Below are 21,432 nucleotides of genomic sequence, written 5' to 3'. Positions count from 1 at the left end.
TAGATCCAGTATAGCGTCCGAGCCCGTGTTTTGCTACTCAAAATATATGGTAATCGGCGCAGGAATATGGTATCATGCCAATTGAAAAAAGGAGTGGATGTTTCATGGAACTGATCGAACAAAAGCTCAAGACCCTCACGAGCTACCACGGTGTGATCGTCAACGTCCGGCTCGACGAGGCGCGCCTGCCCGACGGCAGCACGGCCAAGCGCGAGGTCGTGGAGCATCCGGGCGGCGTGACGGTACTGCCGCTGGAGCCCGACGGCACGGTCTGGTGCGTGCGGCAGTACCGCTATCCGTTTTCGCGCACGCTGCTCGAGGTGCCGGCCGGCAAGCTCGAGCCGGGCGAAGCGCCGGAGCTGGCCGCGGCGCGCGAGCTCTCGGAGGAGACGGGCCTGACGGCCGGCCGGATGCAGTATCTGGGCGCGAACTTTACATCGCCCGGTTACTCGGAGGAGGTGCTGCACATCTATCTGGCGCGCGACCTGCACCGCGGCGCGGCGCACCTCGATCCCGGCGAATTTCTGAACGTGGAGCGGCATCCGCTGGAGGAACTGGTGCAGACGGCGCTCGATGGTGAACTTTGCGACGGAAAAACGACAGTTGCCCTGCTGAAAACGCAGCTTTTGCTCGCGCGCGAGCGCGGCGAGGCGGCAAGTGGTGGGTTGTGATTGCTTTTCGGGAAAAAGCATGCTATAATTCATCGTTAGGTTCCGCAAAAATCGGGCAAGCTACGCACGGAGCGTATTCGCCCGGTCACAGATGCGGAGCTGCACTCTGCTTTCGCAGCATGAGAGGTGTCAAATAGTTTGGATAGATATGTAATACATGGCGGCAGACCCCTGCACGGGGAGATCGAGATCAGCGGCGCGAAAAACGCGGCCGTGGCGATCATCCCGGCAGCGCTGATGGTCGACGGTGTCTGCCGGATCGAGAATATGCCCCAGATCAGCGACGTGGATATGCTCCTGAAGATCCTGCAGGGGCTGGGCGCGCGGGTGGAATACCTCAGCCCCTCCGCCGTCGAGATCGACTGCACCCAGGTGCGCTTCACCGAGCCGCCGTATGACCTGATGCGCAAGATCCGCGCGTCGTACTATTTCATCGGCTCGATGCTCAGCCGCTTCGGCTCGGCCAAGACGACCATGCCCGGCGGCTGCAACTTCGGCGTCCGGCCGATCGACCAGCACATCAAGGGCATGACCGCGATGGGCGCGAATGTCGAGGTGAAAAACGGCTTTGTCTATGCCGACACGCCGGACGGTCGCCTGCGCGGGGCAAAGGTATATCTGGATAAGGTCTCGGTCGGCGCGACGATGAACATCATCATCGCGGCGACGCTTGCGCGCGGCCGCACCGTGATCGAGAACGCGGCGCGCGAGCCGCACATCGTCGACCTTGCCAACTTCCTCAACTCCATGGGCGCCGACATTCGCGGTGCCGGCACGGATTCCATCCGCATTCAGGGCGTCGAGCGCCTGCACGGCGGCACGTACAGCGTCATCCCCGACCAGATCGAGGCGGGCACGTATATGGCGGCCTGCGCCGCGGCCGGCGGGGAAGTGCGCCTGGCGAATGTGATCCCGCGCCATCTGGAGTGCATCAGCGCCAAGCTGCGCGAGATGGGCGTCACCGTCGTCGAGGGCGGGGACAGCGTGCTCGTGCGCAGCAACGGCCGCCTGCGCCATACGAACGTCAAGACCCAGCCGTACCCCGGCTTCCCGACGGATATGCAGCCACAGATCAGCGTGGCGCTGTGTCTGGCCGACGGCACGAGCGTCGTGACCGAGGGCGTGTATGACAATCGCTACAGGTACATTCAGGAGCTCGGCCGCATGGGCGCGGACGCGCAGGTGGACGGCTGCACCGCCATCATCAACGGCGTGGAGGGCCTGCACGGCGCGGAAGTTCGCGCATGCGACCTGCGTGCCGGCGCCGCTGTGGTCATTGCGGGCCTGTGCGCCACGGGGGAGACCGTGGTCACGGACATCCGCTTTATCGAGCGCGGCTACGAAAACTTCGTCGGCAAGCTGCGCGGCGTCGGCGCGGACATCGTGCTCGAGCGCGACGGGGCCGAGCAGTGCGCGGCGGCCGCTGCCGAATGAACATCGCGCTGTTTGCCAGCGGGTCGAGCGGCAACTGCGCGCTCGTGTCCGACGGCGAGACACATATTCTGATCGACGCCGGCATCTCCGCGCGGCGCATCTGCGCGGGACTCACTGCGCAGGATGTTGCGCCGGCCGACCTCGCGGGCGTACTCGTGACGCACGAGCACTCCGACCATGTCAAGGGCCTGGCCGTTTTGCTGCGGCGCGACCCCACGGCGGTGTATGCGCTGCCGGCGGTGTGCGCTGCGCTGCGAAAATTGCTGCCTGAGCGGACGGACTGCCTGCACGAGATCGCGCCGGGCGAGCCGTTTTGCCTCGGCGATGTGCGCGTGACACCGTTTCCCACGCCGCATGACGCGGCCGGGAGCTGCGGCTACCGGCTCGACGGGTCGGCGCGCTTCGGTTTCTGCACCGACCTCGGCACCGTGACGGATGCCGTGCGCGCGGCGCTGTGCGGCGTGGACTGCGCCGTCATTGAGGCCAACCACGACCCGGAACTGCTGCGCACCGGGCCTTACCCGATCTATCTCAAGCGCCGGATCGCATCCGATCACGGCCATCTGTCGAATGAAAGCGCCGGGGCGCTGGCGGTGTACCTCGCGGAAAACGGGGCGCAGCAGCTCATCCTCGGCCATCTCAGCCGGGAGAACAACACGCCCCGCGCCGCGCTCGAGACCGTGTCACTCGCGCTCGCGGCGGCGGGCTTTCAGCCCGGCACGCAGCCGGAGCTGTACGCCGCCCCGGCGGAGACGACGCTCGCGCTCACGGCGGGAAAGGCGTGCGTATGCTGTCGATAACCCTCGTCTGCGTCGGAAAGATGCGCGAGACCTATTATATCTCCGCGTTCGCGGAATATGCCAAGCGGCTGGGCGCCTATTGCCGGTTTGACCTGGTGGAGCTGCCGGAGCAGCGCCTGCCGGAGCGCCCGTCGCAAAAAGAGATCCACGCCGCGCTGGAAAAAGAGGCGCAGGCCATCCGCGCGCGCATCCCGAAGGGCGCGGCCGTGATCGCCATGTGCGTCGAGGGCAAGCTCCTCTCGAGCGAGGCGCTCGCGCGGCAGCTCGCCGGTTACGCCGCGGGCGGCACGTCGAAGGTGTGCTTTCTCGTCGGCGGGTCGTTCGGCCTCGACGAGGGCCTCAAGCGCGAGGCGTCGCTGCGGCTGAGCATGTCGCCGATGACATTCCCGCACCATCTGGCGCGCGTCATGCTCGCCGAGCAGATCTACCGCGCGTGCACGATCAACGCGGGCACGCAATATCATAAATGAAACAGGAGAAACAACATGGCGCAAGAGCTGAAAGCAGAGTGGGGCAGATCACTTCCCGGCGATCTGCTCAAGCGCTGGCCGCGCGATGCGGACGGCGAACTGGTGCCCCCGGCGCTGCTGACCAAGTGCACGGGCGTGGATATGGACGACGTGCTGCTGGTCAATATGCTGGAGGCCTATGGCATCCCCTGCCTGAAAAACTATCCCGGGGACGGTCAGTTTGGCAAGATCATGTTAGGTATGTCCGGTTACGGAGTGGAAATTCTGGTTCCTGAGACGCTGCTTGCCGATGCGCAGGCACTTCAGGAAGGCTGCGCTGAGGCGCTGACGGAAGGAGACGACAATGCGTAATTATATGGAAGAATACCAGCGCTGGCTCGACAGCCCCGCGCTCTCCAATGCGGAATGGGAAGAACTCAACGCCATCCGCGACGACAAAAAAGAGATCGAGAGCCGCTTTTTCGCCCCGCTCGAGTTCGGCACGGCCGGCCTGCGCGGCGAGATGGCGCTCGGCTGCCGCCGCATGAACATTCATGTCATCCGCCACGCCACGCAGGCGTTCGCGGAGGTCATCAAGTCCGAGGGCGAGAGCGCGTGCGCACGCGGCATCGCCATCTGCTTCGACTGCCGCATCAACAGCGAGCGCTTTGCGCACGAGGCGGCGGGCGTCATGGCGGCCAACGGCATCCACGTGCGCATTTTCGACGCCCTGCGTCCGACGCCGGAGCTGTCGTTTGCCGTCAAGCACTACGGCACCACGGCCGGCCTGAACATCACGGCCAGCCACAACCCGAAAGAATATAACGGCTACAAGGTCTACTGGTCCGACGGGGCGCAGCTCCCGCCGCAGCACGCCGCCGCCATCGCCAGGAACATGGAGCGGCTGGACATCTTCAATGACATCCAGCGCATGGACTTTGACGACGCGGTGCGTCAGGGTCTTGTGGAGTTCATGGGCGCGGAGACGGACGAGGCGTTTTTGTCCAACGTCCTGCGCCAGCCGATCGACCCGGACGTTGTCCGCCGCGTGGCCGACCGGTTCAAGATCGTCTACACGCCGTTTCACGGCGCGGGCTGGCACCTCGTGCCCGAGGCGCTGCACCGTCTGGGCATGACGCAGGTCATCCCCGTCAAGGAGCAGATGGTGCTCGACGGCACGTTCCCGACCGTCAAGAGCCCGAACCCGGAAAATCCGGAGGGCTTCTATCTGGCCGTTGACCTCGCCAAGGAGGTCGGCAGCGACCTCATCCTCGGCACGGATCCGGACTCCGACCGCGTCGGCGTCATGGTCCGCGGCGCGGACGGGGAGTACCACACCATCACCGGCAACCAGATGGGCGTGCTGCTGCTCGACTATATCATTACGGCGCGCCGCCGCAAGGGCACGCTGCCGGAAAACGCGGCCGCGATCTCGACGATCGTCACGTCCAAAATGGTGCGCCGCATCTGCGATGTGAACGACATCCACTTTGACGAGACGTTCACAGGCTTTAAGTTCATGGCCGAGAAGCTGGCCGAATACCAGCGCGACGGCTCGTATCAGTACGTGCTCGCCTTCGAGGAGAGCTACGGCTACATGATGGGCGACTATGTCCGCGACAAGGACGCCGTGACCGCCTGCGTGATGATCACGGAGATGGCGGCGTACTACTTCGAGCAGGGCATGACGCTCGCGCAGGCGCTCGACGCGCTGTATGAAAAGTACGGCTTCTACGGGGAGCGCACGCTCAACCTCGTCATGCCGGGCCTCGACGGTCTGGAGAAGATGCGCGCGCTCATGGCGCAGCTGCGCCGCGAGCCGCTGCAGGAGATCGCGGGCACGAAGGTCGTGCGCATGCGCGACTATCAGGATGGCTCGGTGTACGTCATGGGCCTCGGCAAGATGGACAAAACGCCCATCTCCGGCTCGAACGTACTGTATTTTGAGCTGGACGACGGCTGCTCGTTCATCGTCCGCCCGTCCGGCACGGAGCCGAAGATCAAGGTGTACATCCTTGGTGTCGGCGCGACGCGCGCCGAGTGCGACGAGCGCGTGCAGCGCTACGCGCAGTTCGCTGAGACGCTGCGCGGCTGAACCGAAACCATTTGCCCCGGCCCTCCGGCAGTTTTCGCCGGAGGGCCGGATCTTTGAGGGAGCGTTATGAAAGAGAAACTCAAACAGCTCTTCGGCCTCTTCGGCGCGTTCGCCGTCGTCGGCGTGACGACATTCGGCGGCGGCTATGCCATGCTGCCCGCGCTGCAGCGCGAGGTCGTGGAAAAGCGCCGCTGGGCCACGGAGGAAGAGGTCATGGACTGGTACGCCATCGGCCAGTGCACGCCGGGCGTCATCGCGGTCAACACCGCCACGTTCGTCGGGCAGAAGCAGGCGGGCATCTGGGGCGGCATCTTTGCCACGCTGGGCGTCGTGTTCCCGTCGCTCGTCATCATCATGATCATTGCGGCCTTTATTCAGAATTTCGCGCACCTGCCCGCCGTGCAGAATGCCTTCGCCGGCATCCGCGTGTGCGTGTGCGTGCTCATCCTCAACGCCGTCGTGAAGCTGTGGAAAAAATCCGTCGTGGACTGGAAGACGTTTCTGATCTTCCTGCTCGTGTTCGCGGGCAGCGTGTTTTTGAATATCTCGCCGGTGCTGTATGTGCTCGCGGCCGCGCTCGCCGGCATCGTCATCAAGGAACTGGAGGCGCGTAAGGCATGATCTATCTGCGCCTGTTCTGGGAGTTTTTCAAGACCGGCCTGTTTTCCGTCGGCGGCGGCCTCGCCACGCTCCCGTTTATCTATGACATGTCCGACCGCACGGGCTGGTTCACCTATCAGCAGATCGCGGACATGGTCGCGGTGTCGGAGTCCACGCCCGGTCCGATCGGCGTCAACACGGCGACCTATGTGGGCTACGTCACGGCCGGCGTCCCCGGCTCGCTCATCGCGACGCTGGGTCTCGTGACGCCCGCGGTCATCTGCATCCTCATCATCGCGTCCTGCCTGAAAAAGTTCCGGGAAAACCGGTTCGTCGACCATGCGTTTTACGGGCTGCGCCCGGCGTCCGCTGCGCTGATTGCGGCGGCGGGCTTTTCCGTCGTGCGCATCTCGCTGATCCAGGAGAGCGCCTTTCAGGCCAGCGGCCGGTTCACGGATCTGTTTTTCTGGAAGGGGCTGCTGCTCGCCGCCGTCATCTGGGTGCTGACGAATGTCGTCAAGCCGACGAAAAAGCTGCACCCGATCGTATACATCGCGGCGTCTGCCGTCGTCGGCATCGTGTTTTCGTTTGCCGGCGTGTGAGCTCAAAGAAGATTTGCCAAAACCCACATACACAGCGCGGAGATCGCTCCGTGCAGCAGGCGCCCGACCGTGTGTCGGGCGCTTTTGATGTCTGTCCCGGCGATGACCGCCGCCGTCTGACAGTGCACGGACACGCCGCCCCAGCCGATGAGAAAGGCGGCGAGGGCGAGATTCCCCGGCGTCGGCATCAGACCCTGCATCGCGCCGATGCCGGTGCCGAGCTCGAGCACGCCCGTGCACAGCGCGCGGGTAAAGTGCAGCTCCAGCCCGAGCCGCGCAGCGCTCGTGCCCACCAGCGCCGGCAGCAGGCCGGAGGCGTCGAGCACACCGGTCATGACGCTGAACGTGACCACAAAGCCGCTGACCGTCAGCACCGCGCGCACGGCGCTGCGCACGGCCTCCGGCAGCGCCTGCGAGAGCGACACGGCCGCGATCTGCGACCGATCCTCCGGCAGAAAGCCGCCGCTGCGCGGGGCGAAGAGCATGCCGACGATCACGGCGGACAGCACGTGCACGCCGTAAAGCAGCAGCCCGTAGCCCGCGCTGTGAAACACGCCCACGCCTGCCGCGCCGACGAGAAACGCTGGGCCGGAATTGTTGCAGAATGCGAGCGCGCGCTCGGCCTGCTCGCGCGTGAGCGCGCCGCTGCGCCGCAGCCGGGCCACGGCATCCGCGCCGAGCGGATATCCGCCCGTCACGCCCAGCAGCAGCGCCGATGCGCCCGCGCCGCCGATGCCGAAGAGCTTTTGCGTCACGGGCGAGAGCCACCTGCCGAGGATGCCCGGCAGCCCGAGCTGCTGCAGCAGCGACGAGAGGATAAAAAACGGCAGCAGCGACGGCACGATCATCTGCGCGCAGAGGTTCAGCCCCGCGCGCGCACTCTCGAGCGCCGCCTGTGAGCACAGCAGCAGCGCGCCGAGCGCCGAGAGCGTCACTGCAAGCGCGATGTAATTGCCCCGTTTGCCTTCCACCGGCATCCCTCCCGAAATCGGTTCTCGTGCATTTGTATGCCTGTCCCGGCCTAAACTTGCCTGCGGGCGCATAAAATGGCTTGCAGCGAAGGGGGTGAGCCGGTGAAGCGGCTGTCTGATATTCCGCTCGAGATTGCGGAGCGGCTGGACCTGCCGGCGGAATCCGTGGCCGGCGTGCCGAAGCTGACCGTGACCGGCCGGCGCCGCGCGCTGGTGGAAAACCACTGCGGTCTGCTCGAATACAGCCACGAGTGCATCGTGGTCGACGGCGGGCGGGTGCGCGTGTGCATCCGCGGCACGAACCTGCAGCTCGTGGCCATGGACAGCACGGCGCTGCTGATCTCCGGCACGATCGCGTGTGCCGAATTTGCGTGAGGTGATGGCTTTGACGCGGTGGATCCTGGCCCTTTGCGGCTATGCGCGGCTGGAGGTGTGCGGCGTGCACCCGGAGCGCGTGCTCAATGCATGCGCGGCGGCGGGCATCGCTTGCACGGCGTCCGAGCCGGTGGACGCCTATACGCTGCGCATCACGGTGCGCGCGCGCTGCGCGGAAACGGCGGCAGAGCTGGCGCGCCGGAGCCAGTGCGAGGTGAAAACGCTCTATCGCCGCGGCCTGCCGCAGCTGCTGCGGCGCGCCGCGCGCTACCGGGGCGCGTGCGCGGGGCTGCTCGTGGCGGTGCTGGCGGTGCTGACATCGTCGCTGTTCATCTGGCGCATCGACGTGACCGGCAACGAGACGCTCACGACCGGGCAGATCCTGCGCTGTCTGGACGAATGCGGCGTGCGCCCGGGCACGTACTGGCCCGCGCTGTCGAACGACCTGGTGCGCAACGACATGATCCTGTGCCTGCCGGAGCTGCGCTGGCTGACCGTGAACGTGCACGGCAGCCGCGCCGAGGTGATCGTGCGCGAAAAAGACCCCCTGCCGGACATCACGCCGGACGACACGCCCGTGAGCATTTATGCCTCCGCGACCGGGGTCATCCTGAGCATGGACGTCTACGCCGGCGAGGCGCGCGTCGTGCCCGGCGCGGCGGTCGAGCCGGGCGATGTGCTCGTGTCCGGCGCGGTCACAGACCTCGGCGGCGGGGTGCGCCCGGTGTGCGCCCGCGCCGACATCCGCGCGCGCACGCGGCAGGTGCTGACCGGGCAGATCGCCCTGACGGAGACCGAAAAGCAGCCCGCGCACGGCGCGCGGACGCGCTGGGCGCTGCGCGCGGGGAAAAAGCGGATCAATTTTTATCAAAACAGTGGAATTTCTGACGCGGAATGTGATAAAATCATTTATGAATATCCTTTTGCGATCCGGGGCGTGTTCACGCTGCCGTTTTCGCTGTTGCGTGAGCGCGTGCAGCCGTATCGGACGGCGGACGCGCCGGTATCTGAGGACGCGGCGCGCACATCGCTCGAGCAGGCGCTGCTGCAGCAGCTGCGCGAGACGATCGGCGCGGATGGCGCGATCATTTCCTATGAAACGGCAGCGGAGACTACCGGCAACGTGCTGACCGTGACGCTCACGGCCGAGTGCGAGCAGGAGATCGGCCGCGCGCAGGCGACGCCGGACGCGGAATTTTTACAGCTTCGGCCGCCGGCCGGGGAAGGGACTACAGCAGATGATTGAAAAAACCATGGAAGTCGACAGAATGGAGGACGTCATCAGCGTGTTCGGGTCGTTTGACCAGAACCTGCGGATGATCGAGACCGAATACAACGTGCGCGTGACCGACCGCGACGAGCAGATCCACATCACCGGCGAGGCCGAGAACGTGCTCTACGCCGAAAAGGCCATCGCCGGTCTGCTGTCGCTGGCGGCCAAGGGCGAGGAGATCGGCGAGCAGAACGTGCGCTACATCTTCCGCCTCGTGCGCGAGGGCCGGGAGCAGAAGATCCAGGAACTTGCGGGCGACGTGGTGTGCATCACGGCCAAGGGCAAGCCCATCAAGGCAAAGACGCTCGGCCAGCGCGCGTATCTGGATGCCATCGAGCAGAACACGATCACGCTCGGTGTCGGCCCGGCCGGCACGGGCAAAACATACCTTGCCGTGGCGGAGGCGGTCGCGGCGTTTCGCGCCGAGCGCGTCAACCGCATCATCCTCACGCGCCCGGCGGTCGAGGCGGGTGAGCGGCTGGGCTTTCTGCCCGGCGACCTGCAAAACAAGGTCGACCCCTATCTGCGCCCGCTGTATGACGCGCTCTTTGAGATGCTCGGCGCGGACGCCTATGCGAAATATCTCGAGCGCGGCAACATCGAGGTCGCGCCGCTGGCGTACATGCGCGGCCGCACGCTCGATGACAGCTTCATCATCCTCGACGAGGCGCAGAACACCTCCCGCGAGCAGATGAAAATGTTCCTGACGCGCATCGGCTTCGGCTCGCACGTCGTCATCACCGGCGACGTGACGCAGATCGACCTGCCGTCGGACAAGCCGTCCGGCCTCAAGGAGGCCATCCGCATCCTCGACGGCATCGACGACATCGCCATCTGCCGCCTGACGGGCGCGGACGTCGTGCGCCACGCGCTCGTGCAGAAGATCATCGCCGCCTACGAGCAGGACGACAAACAGAAAGAAAAACGCGCCGCGGCCGCGGCCAAAAAGCCCGCCGCGCGCAAGACGACTGTGAGGAAAAAAGCATGACACAGGCAAAGATCACCATCACCCGCACGCGCCGCGGCCTGGGCTTTCCGGACACGCAGCGCTATGTTAAGCGCGCGGCCGCCGCAGCGCTCAGGGCCGAGGGCGTGACCGTTCCGTGCGAGTTCGACGTGACGCTCACGGACGACGCCGTCATCCACACCATCAACCGCGAGCAGCGCGGCGTGGACCGCGCGACGGACGTGCTGTCGTTTCCGATGAACGAGCTCACGCCCGGCGCATTCGACCCCGATGCCTGCGAGTGGGACTATGAGACTGACCGCGCCATGCTCGGCGACATGGTCATCTCCATGGAGCGCTGCGCCGAGCAGGCCGAGACCTACGGCCACAGTTTCGCGCACGAGGTCAGCTATCTGACCGTGCACTCCGTGCTGCACCTGCTCGGCTACGACCATGTGGACGAGGGCGAGGACAAGCGCCGCATGCGCGCGCGCGAAAAAGAGATCATGCGTCTGCTGGACGTATAAGGAGAAACGAATGATTACCAAAACCGCTATGATCACCATCTGCGGACGGCCGAACGTCGGCAAGTCCACGCTTACCAACGCCCTCGTGGGCGAGAAGATCGCCATCGTCTCGAACAAGCCTCAGACGACGCGCAACCGCATCAGCGCCGTCGTCAACCGCGGCGATACGCAGTTGATCCTGATGGACACGCCGGGCTTTCACAAGCCGCGCAACCGCCTGGGCGACTATATGGTACAGGTCGTGCGCGAGAGCGTGGCGGACGTGGACGGCGTGATGCTCGTCGTCGAGCCCATTGCCTCCATCGGCGAGCAGGAGCACGCGCTCATCGAGCGCATCCGCACGTCCAACGCCCCGGCCGTGCTCGTCATCAACAAGATCGACACGGTGGAAAAGCCGGAGCTGCTGGCCGTCATCGCCGCCTATTCCGAGGCGCTGCCGTGGCGCGCGATCGTGCCGGTGTCGGCCCAGAACGGTGACGGGCTTGCCGAGCTCTTCGACGAGCTTGCGCAGCTTGCCGTGCCGGGGCCGCAGCTGTTTCCGGACGACATGATCTCCGACATGCCGGAAAAGCAGATCTGCGCCGAGCTCGTGCGCGAAAAGCTGCTGCTGTGCCTCGACAAGGAGATCCCGCACGGCACGGCCGTCGAGGTCACGAAGTTTTCCGAGCGCGATAACGGCATCATCGACATGGACGTGACCATCTATTGCGAAAAAGAGAGCCACAAGGGCATCATCATCGGCAAGCGCGGCGCGATGCTCAAAAAGATCGGCGAGCTCGCGCGGCAGGACATCGAGCGCTTCATGGGCACGAAGGTGTACCTGCAGACGTGGGTCAAGGTCAAGGAAAACTGGCGCGACTCGGCAGCCCAGCTGCGCAATTTTGGCTTTACCGACCAGTGACCCTTTATTACCAGCCATAAATCCACCCCGCTGTGCAGACACTATGCCCAGCGAGGTGGTTCATTGTGCAAGACGATCTTTTCTGGCAGCTGTTCGCGGACACCGGTGATCCGCTCGGCTACCTTTACTACCGCGCCGCGCAAAATGCGCTGGCGCAGACGACCGATGAGTCTGCGGCGGATGATCCTGTCCGCCGCCCGGCCTGATGAGGTACATACGATGTTTCTTACGACCCGCGGGCTCGTCCTGCGCGAGGTGCGCTACAAAGAGTCGGACAAGATCCTCACCGTGCTCACGCAGCACGAGGGGAAGGTGACGGTCCGCGCGCGCGGCGCGCTGCGCAAGGGCAGCCGCATCACGGCGGCGACGCAGCTGCTGACGTATTCGGACATGACGATCTTTGAAAACCGCGGCCGCCGCACGCTCAACGAGGCATCCACGGTCGAGGAGTTTCTCGGCCTGCGCGCCGACCTCGGCGCGTTCGCGCTCGGAAGCTATTTTGCCGAGCTGCTCGAGACCGTCTCTGCCGAGGAATATCCCGACCCGCCGGTGCTGCAGCTCGGGCTCAACAGCCTGTATGCGCTCAGCCGCGCGCTCTGCCCGCCGGAACAGATCAAGGCTGTGTTCGAGCTGCGGCTCATGTGCCTCGCGGGCTACGAGCCGGATCTGTCCTGCTGCGCGCAGTGCGGCGCAGCAGAGCCGGACGAGCCGTGGTTTTCCCCGCGCGGCGGCGCGGTGTACTGCGCGCACTGCCGGGGCGCAAGTTCATCGGCCGTCACGCCGCTGCTGCCGGAGACGCTGGCCGCCATGCGGCACATCGTGAACGCCGACCCCAAAAAGATCTTTTCCTTCACACTCGGTGACGCGGGCCGCAGACAGCTTGCGCACGTGTGCGAGGATTATACGGCGACGCAGCTCGAGCGGGGCTTCGCGTCGCTCGATTACTGGAAGAAAGTGAAAGATTGATATGAAGCATATCCTTATGATCGCCACCGGCGGCACGATCGCATCCAAAGAGACGGCCGACGGACTCACCCCGCAGCTCACGTCCGAGGAACTGCTCGCCGAGGTGCCGGAGCTTGAGCAGCTGTGCCGGATCGACACCGTGCAGCTCATGAACCGCGACAGCACGAACATCAACAGCCGCGACTGGCTGCAAATGGCGGCCTGCGTGCGCGAGCACTATGACGCTTACGACGGCTTTGTCCTCACGCACGGCACGGACACGATGGCCTACACGGCGGCGGCGCTGTCGTACCTGATTCAGAACAACGCCAAGCCCGTCGTCATCACCGGCTCGCAGAAGTCGATCTTCAACCAGGACACCGACGCGCGCGAGAACCTGCGCGACGCCTTTCTCTACGCCTGCGATGACGGCGCCTGCGGCGTGCACATCGTCTTTGACCACAAGGTCATTCTCGGCACGCGCGCACGCAAGGTGCGCACGAAGAGCTACAACGCCTTTTCGAGCATCGACTATCCCGAGACGGCCATCCTGCGCGGCCGGCAGGTCGTGTATTACATCCCGGAGCAGGCCGCAGGCGCGCCGAAGTTTTACAACCGGCTCGACCCCGGCGTGTTCGTGCTCAAGCTCATCCCCGGCATCGACGCCGGCATTTTTGACGATCTCAAGGCCCATTACCGCGCGCTCGTGATCGAGAGCTTCGGCGTCGGCGGCCTGCCGTGCTACGGCGACGAGAGCTTTTTCCACGCCGTGCGCGACTGGGTGCAGTCCGGCCGCGTCATCGTCATGACGACGCAGGTGCCGCACGAGGGCAGCGACATGGAAGTGTATCAGGTCGGCCACCGCGCCAAGCGCAAGCTGGGCCTCATCGAGGCCTACAGCATGACGAGCGAGGCCGTGGTCACAAAGCTCATGTGGATTCTCGGCCAGACGGACGACTATGCGGAGATCTGCCGCCTGTTCCGGACGCCGGTGCAGAAGGATCAGATCTATTGAGGAGGAAGCGCCATGGATTTTCAGGCAGAATACCGCAGCAAGCTGCGCACGCCCGCCGAGGCGGTGCGTGCGGTGAAAAACGGCGATTGGGTGGACTATACGTCGGGCCTCGGCTTCCCGCCGCTGCTCGATGCGGCGCTCGCCGCCCGGCGCGACGAGCTGCACGATGTGAAGGTGCGCGGCAACCTCTGCGCCGGCCCGGTGCAGATCGTCGAGTGCGACCCGGAGCAGGCGCATTTTCTCTACCACACCTGGCACTGCTCGGCGTATGAGCGCAGGCTCTGCGACCGCGGCCTGTGCTACTTCACGCCGATGATCTTCCGCAACCTCGCGTGGTACTACCGCGAATTTCTGACGGTCAACGTCGCCATGGCGTCCGTCGCGCCGATGGACCGCCATGGGTACTTTAACCTCTCGGCCGTGACCGGCGTGTCCCGCGCCATCCTCGACCGGGCGGACATCGTCATTCTCGAGGTCAACGAGCACCTGCCGCGCCTGCGCGGCGGGTTCGACGAGGTCATCCACATTTCCGACGTGGACATGGTCGTCGAGGGGGCGCACGCGCCGTTCACCGACCTGCCCGCGCACCCGGCGACGGCAGAGGACACCGCCATTGCAAACCTCCTCCTGCCGCACATCTGCGACGGGGCGACCGTCCAGCTCGGCATCGGCGGCATGCCCACCGTGCTCGGCAAGCTGCTGGCCCGGTCCGGCCTGCATGACCTCGGCATGCACACGGAGCTGTGCTCGGACGCCTACCTCGACCTGTACGAGGCCGGCGTGCTCACGAACCGCCGCTGCACGCTCCACCGCGGGCAGGGGATGCTCGGCATCGTGCTCGGGTCGAAGCGGCTGTATGACTGGGTCGACGATAACCCCGGCGTCATCGCGGCGCCGCTGTCGTATGTCAACGCGCCGGAGACCATCGCGCAGCTGGACAACATGGTGTCCATCAACAGCTGCATCGCGGCCGATCTCTACGGGCAGGTCGCGTCCGAAAGCTCCGGCCTGCGCCAGATCAGCGGCACGGGCGGCCAGCTCGACTTTCTCACGGGCGCGGCCATGGCCCGCGGCGGCAAGGCGTTCATCTGCATGACGTCCACATTCACGGACAAGCAGGGCGTGCGCCACTCGCGCATCCTGCCGCACTTCGGCGGCGATATCGTCACGTCTCCGCGCTCGCAGGCGTATTATCTGGCCACGGAGTACGGCGTGGTCAACCTCGCCGGGCGCAGCACGTGGGAGCGCGCCGAGGCGCTCGTGTCCATCGCGCATCCGGATTTCCGCGAGCAGCTCATTGCGGCTGCCGAGTCGCAGAAGATCTGGCGGCGGAGCGCCAGGCGCTAAGCGCGCGCTAAAATCCGGCGCCGGATACAGATTTCACTTGTTTTCCCGCGCGCCATCGCATACAATGGAGACCGATAAGGGAGTAATTGGCGCGAACCTTCGCGCGGCCCAGCCAACAACCGATCCGTAGGATCTGGCCCGGTCTGAAATGATGAGACTTATCTGCCGAGAGGCAGATAAGTCTTTTTTTCATTTCCGGGGAAACTATATCGGAATCTGAAGGAGGACAAAGCCATGGAATACTACCGGCAGCCACCATCGGACACCCTGCACGCACTCGACAGCACGCCCGACGGTCTCACACCGGCGCAAGCCGCCGCGCGCCTTGCGCGCGACGGGCGCAATGTGCTCACCGAACCGCCGAAACCATCGCTCGTGAAGCGCTTTTTCCAGCAGCTGGCCGACCCAATGATCCTCGTGCTGCTTGCGGCGGCGCTGATCTCGGCCATCACGAGCGCGTATGCGCACGAGAGCTTTGCCGATGTGATCATCATTCTCATCGTCGTCATCATCAACGCGGTGCTCGGCGTGTACCAGGAGAGCAAGGCCGAGCAGGCCATTGCCGCCCTGAAGGAACTGAGCGCCGCGCACAGCCGCGTCCTGCGCGGCGGGAAGCTCGTCACCGTCCCCAGCGAGGAACTGGTCGTCGGCGACGTGCTCGTGCTTGAGGCGGGCGACGCCGTTCCGGCCGATGCGCGTGTGCTCGAGAGCGCGAGCCTGCGCGCCGAGGAGGCCGCCCTGACCGGCGAGAGCGTGCCGGTGACAAAATCGCCCGACGCGCTCACGGCCGCCGGTGACATCGGTCTCGGCGACCGCAGCAACATGCTCTATCTCGGCAGCAGCATCGTCTACGGACGCGGCCGCGCCGTCGTCACAGAGACCGGCATGCAGACGCAGATGGGCCATATCGCCGACGCGCTCACGCAGACAAAGGAGAATAAGACGCCCCTGCAGCTGCGCCTGACGCAGCTGAGCCGCATCCTGACATGGCTCGTGCTGGGCATCTGCGCGGTCGTGTTCGCGGTCGGCGTGCTGCGCGCCGGGACCATCAACGGCCGCGTCGTGCTCGACACGTTCCTGATCGCCGTCAGTCTCGCGGTCGCGGCCATTCCGGAGGGGCTGGCCGCGGTCGTGACGATCGTGCTGTCCATCGGCGTGACGAACATGAGCCGCCGTGGCGCGGTCATCCGCCGGCTCACGGCCGTGGAGACGCTCGGCTGTGCGCAGGTCATCTGTTCGGATAAGACCGGCACGCTCACGCAAAACCGCATGACTGTGACGGAGTGCGCGGGCAGCGACGAACACCTGCTCGCCACGGCCATGGCCCTGTGCGTGGACGCGGTGCATGACCCGGAGACGGACACCGTGACCGGTGAGCCGACCGAGGCCGCGCTCGTGCGCTGGGCGGTCGCGCAGGGCCTGTCGCCGAGCGCGCTGCGCGCGCAGTATCCGCGCGTGGCCGAGGCGCCGTTTGACAGCGAACGAAAGATGATGAGCACCCTGCACGCCGATGGCAGTTCCGTCGTGCAGTATACCAAGGGCGCGCCCGACGTGCTGCTGCCGCTGTGCGACCGGATCTGGATCGACGGTCGCGCCGAGCCCATGACGGACGCGCACCGCGCCGAGATCGCGGCGCGCAATCACGCCATGACCGGCAGTGCCCTGCGCGTGCTGGCGGCGGCCATGCGCACGTATGACGCGCTGCCGGGCGACACGTCGCCCGCGGCGCTCGAGCAGCACCTGTGCTTTCTCGGCCTCACGGGCATGATCGACCCGGTGCGCCCCGAGGTCGTGGACGCCATCCGTGCCTGCCGCAGCGCCGGCATCCGGCCCGTCATGATCACCGGCGACCACGTGGACACCGCCAAGGCGATCGCCAGGGAGCTCGGCCTGCTCGGCCCGGGCGACGAGGCCGTCACCGGCACGGAGCTGAGCGCCATGGACGATGAGACATTTTCCAGCCGCCTGCGGCACATCAGCGTCTACGCCCGCGTGCAGCCCGAGCACAAGACTCACATCGTCCGGGCCTGGCGGAATGCCGGCTTTGTCACCGCCATGACCGGCGACGGCGTCAACGACGCGCCGAGCATCCGCGCGGCGGACATCGGCATCGGCATGGGCATTACCGGCACGGACGTGACGAAAAACGTGGCCGACATGGTGCTCGCCGACGATAATTTTGCCACCATCGTCGGCGCGGTCGAAGAGGGCCGCCGCATTTACGACAACATCCAGCGTGCGATCAAGTTCCTGCTCGGCTCGAACATGAGCGAGGTGCTGAGCATTTTCACCGCGACGATGCTCGGCTTCACGATCCTTGAGCCGGTGCACCTGCTGTGGATCAATCTCCTGACCGACTGCTTCCCGGCGCTCGCGCTCGGCATGGAGCGCGCGGAGCCGAACGTCATGTCCCGCCCGCCGCGAAGCGCGCGAGAGAGTATTTTCGCCCACGGTGTCGGCTTCGACTGCGTATATCAGGGCGTGATGTGCGCGGTGCTGACGCTGGCGGCGTTCTTCATTGGTCACTACATGGAGTACGGCGTCTGGACGCTCACGAACTCGCCCGACGGCACGACCATGGCGTTTCTGACCCTGAGCATGGCGGAAATTTTCCACAGCTTCAATATGCGCGCACACCGGGCGAGCATCTTCACGCTCCGCACACCCAACTGGACGCTCGTCGGCGCGGCCGCGGCGAGTCTTGCGCTCACGACGCTGTGCATCTATGTGCCGTTTCTGGCCGATGCGTTTGATTTCACGGCCATCTCCGCCGCCGAGTACGCCGTGGCCATGGGGCTCGCGGTTTTGGTCATCCCGGTCGTGGAGCTTGTCAAGTGTGTGCAGCGCGCGGTGGAAAAGCGCGCGGGGCGCGCATGATTTCTGCCGCGCCGGCGCACACTAACCCCGATTTCAACGAGAGGAGATGGGTGCTGTGCGCCAGGCGCTGCCGATTCCCCAGCGCGTGATGGCAGTGGTGCTGTCCGTACTGTTCGTGTTCTGCCCGTTCGCGGCCCATGCCGCCGGGGAGAGCGACCCTGCGGCCAATCCCGTGCTGCTGCCGATCATCATGTATCACGAAGTGAAGCCCAACAAATCCGGCAAGGATGCCATCCAGCCGTGGGAGTTCGAGGCAGACCTGAAATGGCTGGCCGACAACGGCTACACGACGATCGTCATGGCCGACCTCATCGCCTATGTCCGCGACGGCACGCCGCTGCCGGAAAAGCCCATCATCCTCAGCTTCGACGACGGATACTATAATAATTACGTCTATGTCCTGCCGCTGCTGCAGCAGTATTCGGCGCGCATCGTCCTCTCGCTCCTCGGGCGCAACACGGACGATTTCACCGAGTGGCCAAGTGAGAGCATCGACTACGCGCACGTCACGTGGGATCAGCTCAACGAAATGCTCGACACCGGCCTCGTTGAGGTGCAGAACCACTCGTATGACTTGCACGCTTACACATCCGAGCGGCACGGCTGCATGCAGAATCCGGGTGAGTCGGACGCGGCCTATACGCAGCTGCTGCGCGCGGACTTGCAGCGCCTGCAGGATGAGCTCGCCGAGCACACCGGCCGCACGCCGGACACGTTTGCCTACCCCTACGGCAAGTACGGCGACCTGACGGACACCGTTCTGCGCGACATGGGCTTTCAGGCGACGCTGACGTGTGACTGGGGCGTGAACCACATCACGCGCGACCCGGACTGCCTCTACCGGCTCGGACGCATCTGCCGGTCGCACAATCAGTCGCTGCAGTCCGTGCTCCGGCGCGCGATGAAGGCGACGGCGTGAGCGGATGAAAACAGAAGACAGAAAGGGCACGCATCTTGCGGATGCGTGCTTTTTCGTGCTTTGCACGCACCATGCGCCTTGGGCATACACTGAGGAGAAAGCGATTTGGCGCAAGCAAAGGGGGAGACGCCATGAAAATCGAGCTGCGCCGGGCCGCCATGACCTATCAGGCGCCGGACGGGGAAGTGGCGGCGCTGCGGGATGTGACCTTCGGCGTGGCCGACGGGGAGTTCGTGAGCATCGTCGGGCCGTCCGGCTGCGGAAAATCCACGCTGCTGGCGCTCATCGCCGGCATCGAGCATCCGTCGGGCGGGGAGGTGCTCGTCGACGGCGAGCCTGTGCGCGCCCCGACGGGCAAGGCAGGGCTCATGCCCCAGCGCGACCAGCTCTTTGACTGGCGCACGATCTGGGGCAACGTGACACTCGGGCTGGAGGTCCGGCACGAGAACACGCCGGAGCACCGCGGCGGCGTGCACGATCTGCTCGAGCAGTATCAGCTCGCGGGTTTTGCGCGCAAGCTGCCCAATCAGCTCTCCGGCGGCATGCGCCAGCGCTGTGCGCTCATCCGCACGCTGGCCACATCGCCGGATGTGCTGCTGCTCGACGAGCCGTTTTCCGCGCTGGATTATCAGACGCGGCTGGCCGTCTCGGGCGACATTTCGCAGATCATCCGCCGCGAGCATAAGACGGCCCTGCTCGTCACGCACGATATTTCCGAGGCCATCAGCCTCTCGGACCGCATCGTCGTCCTGTCGCACCGGCCCGCGACCGTCAATGCCATCCACGACCTCGGCGCGCTGCGCACTGTGCCGCCGCTCGAGCGGCGCAGCCGGCCGGAGTTTCAGACGCTGTTCAATCAAATATGGGAGGAGCTGGATGTCAATGTCTGAACGATCGCCCTCCCCGCAGCGCGCGGCCTATCTGCGCGCGCAGCGCCGCCGTCGTCGGCTCGTGCTGGCGCTGCAGATCCTGCTGCTGGTCGTGTTTCTCGGCTGGTGGGAGCTCTCGGCCCGGCTCGGCTGGGTGGATGCCTTCATCGTCAGCAGCCCGTCGCGCGTGGTGCACACGCTCGTGGGCCTGCAGGCTTCCGGGGAGCTGTGGCTGCACATCGGCACGTCGTGCCTCGAGGTCGTGGTCGGCTTCGTGCTCGGGACGCTGCTCGGCACGCTCATCGCCATCGGCTTGTGGTGGAGCGAGCTGCTCTCGCGCGTGCTCGACCCGTATCTGGTCGTGCTCAACGCGCTGCCGAAAACGGCGCTCGGCCCGGTGTTCATCGTCTGGATCGGCGCGGGCACAGAGTCGATCATCGCCATGACGATCGCGATCTCGATCTTTGTCACGATCCTGAATATGCATGTCGGCTTCCTGTCCACGGACCGGGAGAAGATCCGCCTGATGCAGACGCTCGGCGCGACCCGGCATCAGATCCTGTGGCGGCTGGTCATCCCGGCCAACTACGCCACGCTCTTCAATACGCTGCGCGTGAACGTCGGCCTGTCGTGGGTCGGCGTCATCATGGGCGAATTTCTGGTCTCCAAAGCCGGTCTCGGCTATCTGATCGTCTACGGGTCGCAGGTGTTCAACATGGACCTCGTGATGGCGACCGTCCTCGTGCTTGCGGTGGCGGCCGTCGTGATGTATCAGCTGGTGCTGTGGCTGGAGAAATTTTTCAAAAATCGGTTGGGAGTGACGCAATGAAACGGTTTCTTTGTGGGGTTCTGGCGGCGCTGATGCTGGTGGTCTTGTGCGCCTGCGGCAAGCAGGAGACGGCCACCGTCCGCCTGAGTGAAGTGACACATTCAGTGTTCTACGCGCCGCAGTATGTGGCGCTGGAGCAGGGCTTTTTCGCCGATGAGGGGCTCAATATCGAGCTGACCAACGGCGGCGGCGCCGACAAGGTCATGACGGCGGTGCTCACCGGGCAGGCAGACATCGGGCTCGCCGGGCCGGAGGCGTGCATCTATGTGTACAATCAGGGCAAGGACGATTACCCGGTCGTGTTCGGCCAGCTCACGAAGCGCGACGGGTCGTTCCTCGTCGGGCGCGCGGATGTGCCCTTCAGCTGGGAGCTGCTGCGCGGCAAGACTGTTATCGGCGGCCGCGCGGGCGGCGTGCCGGAGATGACGCTCGAATACGTCATGCGGCAAAACGGCGTTGTCCCCGGCACGGATGCCGCTGTGGACACGACCGTGCAGTTCAACATGATGGCCGGGGCTTTCACCGGCGGCAACGGCGACTTTGTCACGCTCTTCGAGCCGACGGCCACCGAGGTCGCGCAGGCGGGCAAGGGCTACATCCTTGCGTCCATCGGCCAGGAGAGCGGCGAGATCCCGTACACGGCCTACTTCGCCTCGCAGGCGTATATCAGTGACCATGCGGACATCGTGCAGCGTTTTACGAATGCCATCGCCCGCGCGCAGAAATGGATCGCGGAGCACGACGCGGCGCAGACCGCCGAGATCATCGCCCCGCAGTTCCCGGACATGAGCGTGCCTGTGCTCACGCAGGTCGTGCAGCGCTACAAGGACATCGACGCCTGGAACGCCACGCCGGTCATGACGCGCTCGTCCCTCGAGCGGCTCGAGACCGTCATGGAGACGGCCGGCGTGCTCGATCACGCCGACTGGGTGGATTTTGACCGCCTTGTCGACAACAGCTATGCGCACAACGCCTCCTGATTTTCTC

The 21,432-nt window shown here is 65.2% G+C and carries 23 protein-coding genes; 22 read left to right on the top strand and 1 reads right to left on the bottom strand.

Translation table 11 applies throughout. The features are described from left to right. Positions 1–104 precede the first annotated feature (104 nt). From OGM61_10680 to OGM61_10645, 8 genes are all read left to right on the top strand, one after another. Positions 105–671 (top strand): NUDIX hydrolase, encoded by a 567-nt coding sequence (locus OGM61_10680; protein ID UYI84298.1) that lies wholly within the window; start codon positions 105–107, stop codon positions 669–671. Positions 672–809: 138 nt separating this feature from the next. After that, the gene (locus OGM61_10675) at positions 810–2,105 is read left to right on the top strand and encodes a UDP-N-acetylglucosamine 1-carboxyvinyltransferase (GenBank protein UYI84297.1); all 1,296 of its coding nucleotides are present in this window, start codon (positions 810–812) and stop codon (positions 2,103–2,105) included. Beyond that, positions 2,102–2,905 (top strand): MBL fold metallo-hydrolase, encoded by an 804-nt coding sequence (locus OGM61_10670; GenBank protein UYI84296.1) that lies wholly within the window; start codon positions 2,102–2,104, stop codon positions 2,903–2,905. Before OGM61_10675 ends, OGM61_10670 begins: the two co-directional genes overlap by 4 nt. Beyond that, positions 2,893–3,375, top strand: coding sequence for a 23S rRNA (pseudouridine(1915)-N(3))-methyltransferase RlmH (gene rlmH, locus OGM61_10665; protein ID UYI84295.1), 483 nt, complete (start codon positions 2,893–2,895; stop codon positions 3,373–3,375). Before OGM61_10670 ends, rlmH begins: the two co-directional genes overlap by 13 nt. 15 nt (positions 3,376–3,390) lie before the next feature. Further along, positions 3,391–3,726 carry a hypothetical protein gene (locus tag OGM61_10660; GenBank protein UYI84294.1) on the top strand — a complete coding sequence of 112 codons (336 nt, stop codon included), beginning with the start codon at positions 3,391–3,393 and terminating at the stop codon, positions 3,724–3,726. After that, the gene (locus OGM61_10655; protein UYI84293.1) at positions 3,719–5,449 is read left to right on the top strand and encodes a phospho-sugar mutase; all 1,731 of its coding nucleotides are present in this window, start codon (positions 3,719–3,721) and stop codon (positions 5,447–5,449) included. Before OGM61_10660 ends, OGM61_10655 begins: the two co-directional genes overlap by 8 nt. Before the next feature lie 66 nt (positions 5,450–5,515). Beyond that, on the top strand, positions 5,516–6,070 hold the full coding sequence (locus OGM61_10650; GenBank protein UYI84292.1) for a chromate transporter: 555 nt from the start codon (positions 5,516–5,518) through the stop codon (positions 6,068–6,070). Next, complete coding sequence (locus tag OGM61_10645; protein UYI84291.1) at positions 6,067–6,651, top strand: chromate transporter; 585 nt, start codon at positions 6,067–6,069, stop codon at positions 6,649–6,651. Before OGM61_10650 ends, OGM61_10645 begins: the two co-directional genes overlap by 4 nt. A gap of 2 nt (positions 6,652–6,653) precedes the next feature. On the opposite strand, the gene OGM61_10640 is transcribed toward OGM61_10645, so the two are convergent. Further along, positions 6,654–7,622 (bottom strand): sporulation protein, encoded by a 969-nt coding sequence (locus OGM61_10640; protein ID UYI84290.1) that lies wholly within the window; start codon positions 7,620–7,622, stop codon positions 6,654–6,656. A gap of 75 nt (positions 7,623–7,697) precedes the next feature. Here OGM61_10640 and OGM61_10635 point away from each other — a divergent pair, with 75 nt between their 5' ends. The 14 genes from OGM61_10635 (at position 7,698) to OGM61_10570 (ending at position 21,425) form a co-directional block, all read left to right on the top strand. Then, a complete protein-coding gene (locus tag OGM61_10635) occupies positions 7,698–7,997 on the top strand; it encodes a YabP/YqfC family sporulation protein (protein UYI84289.1) in 300 nt (99 codons plus the stop codon). A 10-nt stretch (positions 7,998–8,007) separates the two neighbouring features. Further along, on the top strand, positions 8,008–9,243 hold the full coding sequence (locus OGM61_10630; protein UYI84288.1) for a sporulation protein YqfD: 1,236 nt from the start codon (positions 8,008–8,010) through the stop codon (positions 9,241–9,243). Further along, a complete protein-coding gene (locus tag OGM61_10625; protein UYI84287.1) occupies positions 9,236–10,258 on the top strand; it encodes a PhoH family protein in 1,023 nt (340 codons plus the stop codon). The genes OGM61_10630 and OGM61_10625 overlap by 8 nt, the downstream gene beginning before the upstream one ends. Next, on the top strand, positions 10,255–10,743 hold the full coding sequence (gene ybeY, locus OGM61_10620; protein UYI84286.1) for an rRNA maturation RNase YbeY: 489 nt from the start codon (positions 10,255–10,257) through the stop codon (positions 10,741–10,743). Before OGM61_10625 ends, ybeY begins: the two co-directional genes overlap by 4 nt. 10 nt (positions 10,744–10,753) lie before the next feature. Beyond that, complete coding sequence (gene era, locus OGM61_10615) at positions 10,754–11,644, top strand: GTPase Era (GenBank protein UYI84285.1); 891 nt, start codon at positions 10,754–10,756, stop codon at positions 11,642–11,644. A 65-nt stretch (positions 11,645–11,709) separates the two neighbouring features. Beyond that, positions 11,710–11,850, top strand: coding sequence for a hypothetical protein (locus OGM61_10610; GenBank protein ID UYI84284.1), 141 nt, complete (start codon positions 11,710–11,712; stop codon positions 11,848–11,850). A 13-nt stretch (positions 11,851–11,863) separates the two neighbouring features. After that, entirely contained in the window at positions 11,864–12,610 is a 747-nt protein-coding gene (recO, locus tag OGM61_10605; protein ID UYI84283.1) for a DNA repair protein RecO, read from the top strand. Between the two features lies 1 nt (position 12,611). Further along, positions 12,612–13,604: an asparaginase gene (locus tag OGM61_10600; GenBank protein UYI84282.1), complete on the top strand. Its 993-nt coding sequence runs from the start codon at positions 12,612–12,614 to the stop codon at positions 13,602–13,604. A 12-nt stretch (positions 13,605–13,616) separates the two neighbouring features. Next, positions 13,617–14,951 (top strand): butyryl-CoA:acetate CoA-transferase, encoded by a 1,335-nt coding sequence (locus tag OGM61_10595; GenBank protein UYI84281.1) that lies wholly within the window; start codon positions 13,617–13,619, stop codon positions 14,949–14,951. Positions 14,952–15,185: 234 nt separating this feature from the next. After that, positions 15,186–17,828, top strand: coding sequence for a cation-translocating P-type ATPase (locus tag OGM61_10590; GenBank protein ID UYI84280.1), 2,643 nt, complete (start codon positions 15,186–15,188; stop codon positions 17,826–17,828). 46 nt (positions 17,829–17,874) lie between these two features. Then, entirely contained in the window at positions 17,875–18,747 is an 873-nt protein-coding gene (locus OGM61_10585) for a polysaccharide deacetylase family protein (GenBank protein ID UYI84279.1), read from the top strand. A gap of 131 nt (positions 18,748–18,878) precedes the next feature. After that, complete coding sequence (locus OGM61_10580) at positions 18,879–19,637, top strand: ABC transporter ATP-binding protein (GenBank protein UYI84278.1); 759 nt, start codon at positions 18,879–18,881, stop codon at positions 19,635–19,637. Continuing rightward, on the top strand, positions 19,630–20,445 hold the full coding sequence (locus tag OGM61_10575; protein UYI84277.1) for an ABC transporter permease: 816 nt from the start codon (positions 19,630–19,632) through the stop codon (positions 20,443–20,445). Before OGM61_10580 ends, OGM61_10575 begins: the two co-directional genes overlap by 8 nt. Next, the gene (locus OGM61_10570; GenBank protein ID UYI84276.1) at positions 20,442–21,425 is read left to right on the top strand and encodes an ABC transporter substrate-binding protein; all 984 of its coding nucleotides are present in this window, start codon (positions 20,442–20,444) and stop codon (positions 21,423–21,425) included. The genes OGM61_10575 and OGM61_10570 overlap by 4 nt, the downstream gene beginning before the upstream one ends. Positions 21,426–21,432 lie beyond the last annotated feature (7 nt).

Source organism: Clostridiales bacterium (genome assembly GCA_025757645.1).
In the GTDB taxonomy this organism is placed as follows: Bacteria; Bacillota; Clostridia; order Oscillospirales; family Oscillospiraceae; genus CAG-103.
This window is presented reverse-complemented; position numbering and strand designations above follow the sequence as displayed.

What these genes read in the sequence shown, in the direction of transcription:
- OGM61_10670 (UYI84296.1), top strand. Translation starts at nt 2,102, where the DNA reads ATGAACATCGCGCTGTTTGCCAGCGGGTCGAGCGGCAACTGCGCGCTC.
- OGM61_10635 (UYI84289.1), top strand. Translation starts at nt 7,698, where the DNA reads ATGGCTTGCAGCGAAGGGGGTGAGCCGGTGAAGCGGCTGTCTGATATT.
- OGM61_10570 (UYI84276.1), top strand. Translation starts at nt 20,442, where the DNA reads ATGAAACGGTTTCTTTGTGGGGTTCTGGCGGCGCTGATGCTGGTGGTC.
- OGM61_10590 (UYI84280.1), top strand. Translation starts at nt 15,186, where the DNA reads ATGGAATACTACCGGCAGCCACCATCGGACACCCTGCACGCACTCGAC.
- OGM61_10655 (UYI84293.1), top strand. Translation starts at nt 3,719, where the DNA reads ATGCGTAATTATATGGAAGAATACCAGCGCTGGCTCGACAGCCCCGCG.
- OGM61_10580 (UYI84278.1), top strand. Translation starts at nt 18,879, where the DNA reads ATGAAAATCGAGCTGCGCCGGGCCGCCATGACCTATCAGGCGCCGGAC.
- OGM61_10625 (UYI84287.1), top strand. Translation starts at nt 9,236, where the DNA reads ATGATTGAAAAAACCATGGAAGTCGACAGAATGGAGGACGTCATCAGC.
- recO (UYI84283.1), top strand. Translation starts at nt 11,864, where the DNA reads ATGTTTCTTACGACCCGCGGGCTCGTCCTGCGCGAGGTGCGCTACAAA.
- OGM61_10660 (UYI84294.1), top strand. Translation starts at nt 3,391, where the DNA reads ATGGCGCAAGAGCTGAAAGCAGAGTGGGGCAGATCACTTCCCGGCGAT.
- OGM61_10650 (UYI84292.1), top strand. Translation starts at nt 5,516, where the DNA reads ATGAAAGAGAAACTCAAACAGCTCTTCGGCCTCTTCGGCGCGTTCGCC.
- OGM61_10645 (UYI84291.1), top strand. Translation starts at nt 6,067, where the DNA reads ATGATCTATCTGCGCCTGTTCTGGGAGTTTTTCAAGACCGGCCTGTTT.
- OGM61_10575 (UYI84277.1), top strand. Translation starts at nt 19,630, where the DNA reads ATGTCTGAACGATCGCCCTCCCCGCAGCGCGCGGCCTATCTGCGCGCG.
- OGM61_10595 (UYI84281.1), top strand. Translation starts at nt 13,617, where the DNA reads ATGGATTTTCAGGCAGAATACCGCAGCAAGCTGCGCACGCCCGCCGAG.
- era (UYI84285.1), top strand. Translation starts at nt 10,754, where the DNA reads ATGATTACCAAAACCGCTATGATCACCATCTGCGGACGGCCGAACGTC.
- ybeY (UYI84286.1), top strand. Translation starts at nt 10,255, where the DNA reads ATGACACAGGCAAAGATCACCATCACCCGCACGCGCCGCGGCCTGGGC.
- OGM61_10600 (UYI84282.1), top strand. Translation starts at nt 12,612, where the DNA reads ATGAAGCATATCCTTATGATCGCCACCGGCGGCACGATCGCATCCAAA.
- rlmH (UYI84295.1), top strand. Translation starts at nt 2,893, where the DNA reads ATGCTGTCGATAACCCTCGTCTGCGTCGGAAAGATGCGCGAGACCTAT.
- OGM61_10680 (UYI84298.1), top strand. Translation starts at nt 105, where the DNA reads ATGGAACTGATCGAACAAAAGCTCAAGACCCTCACGAGCTACCACGGT.
- OGM61_10585 (UYI84279.1), top strand. Translation starts at nt 17,875, where the DNA reads ATGGGTGCTGTGCGCCAGGCGCTGCCGATTCCCCAGCGCGTGATGGCA.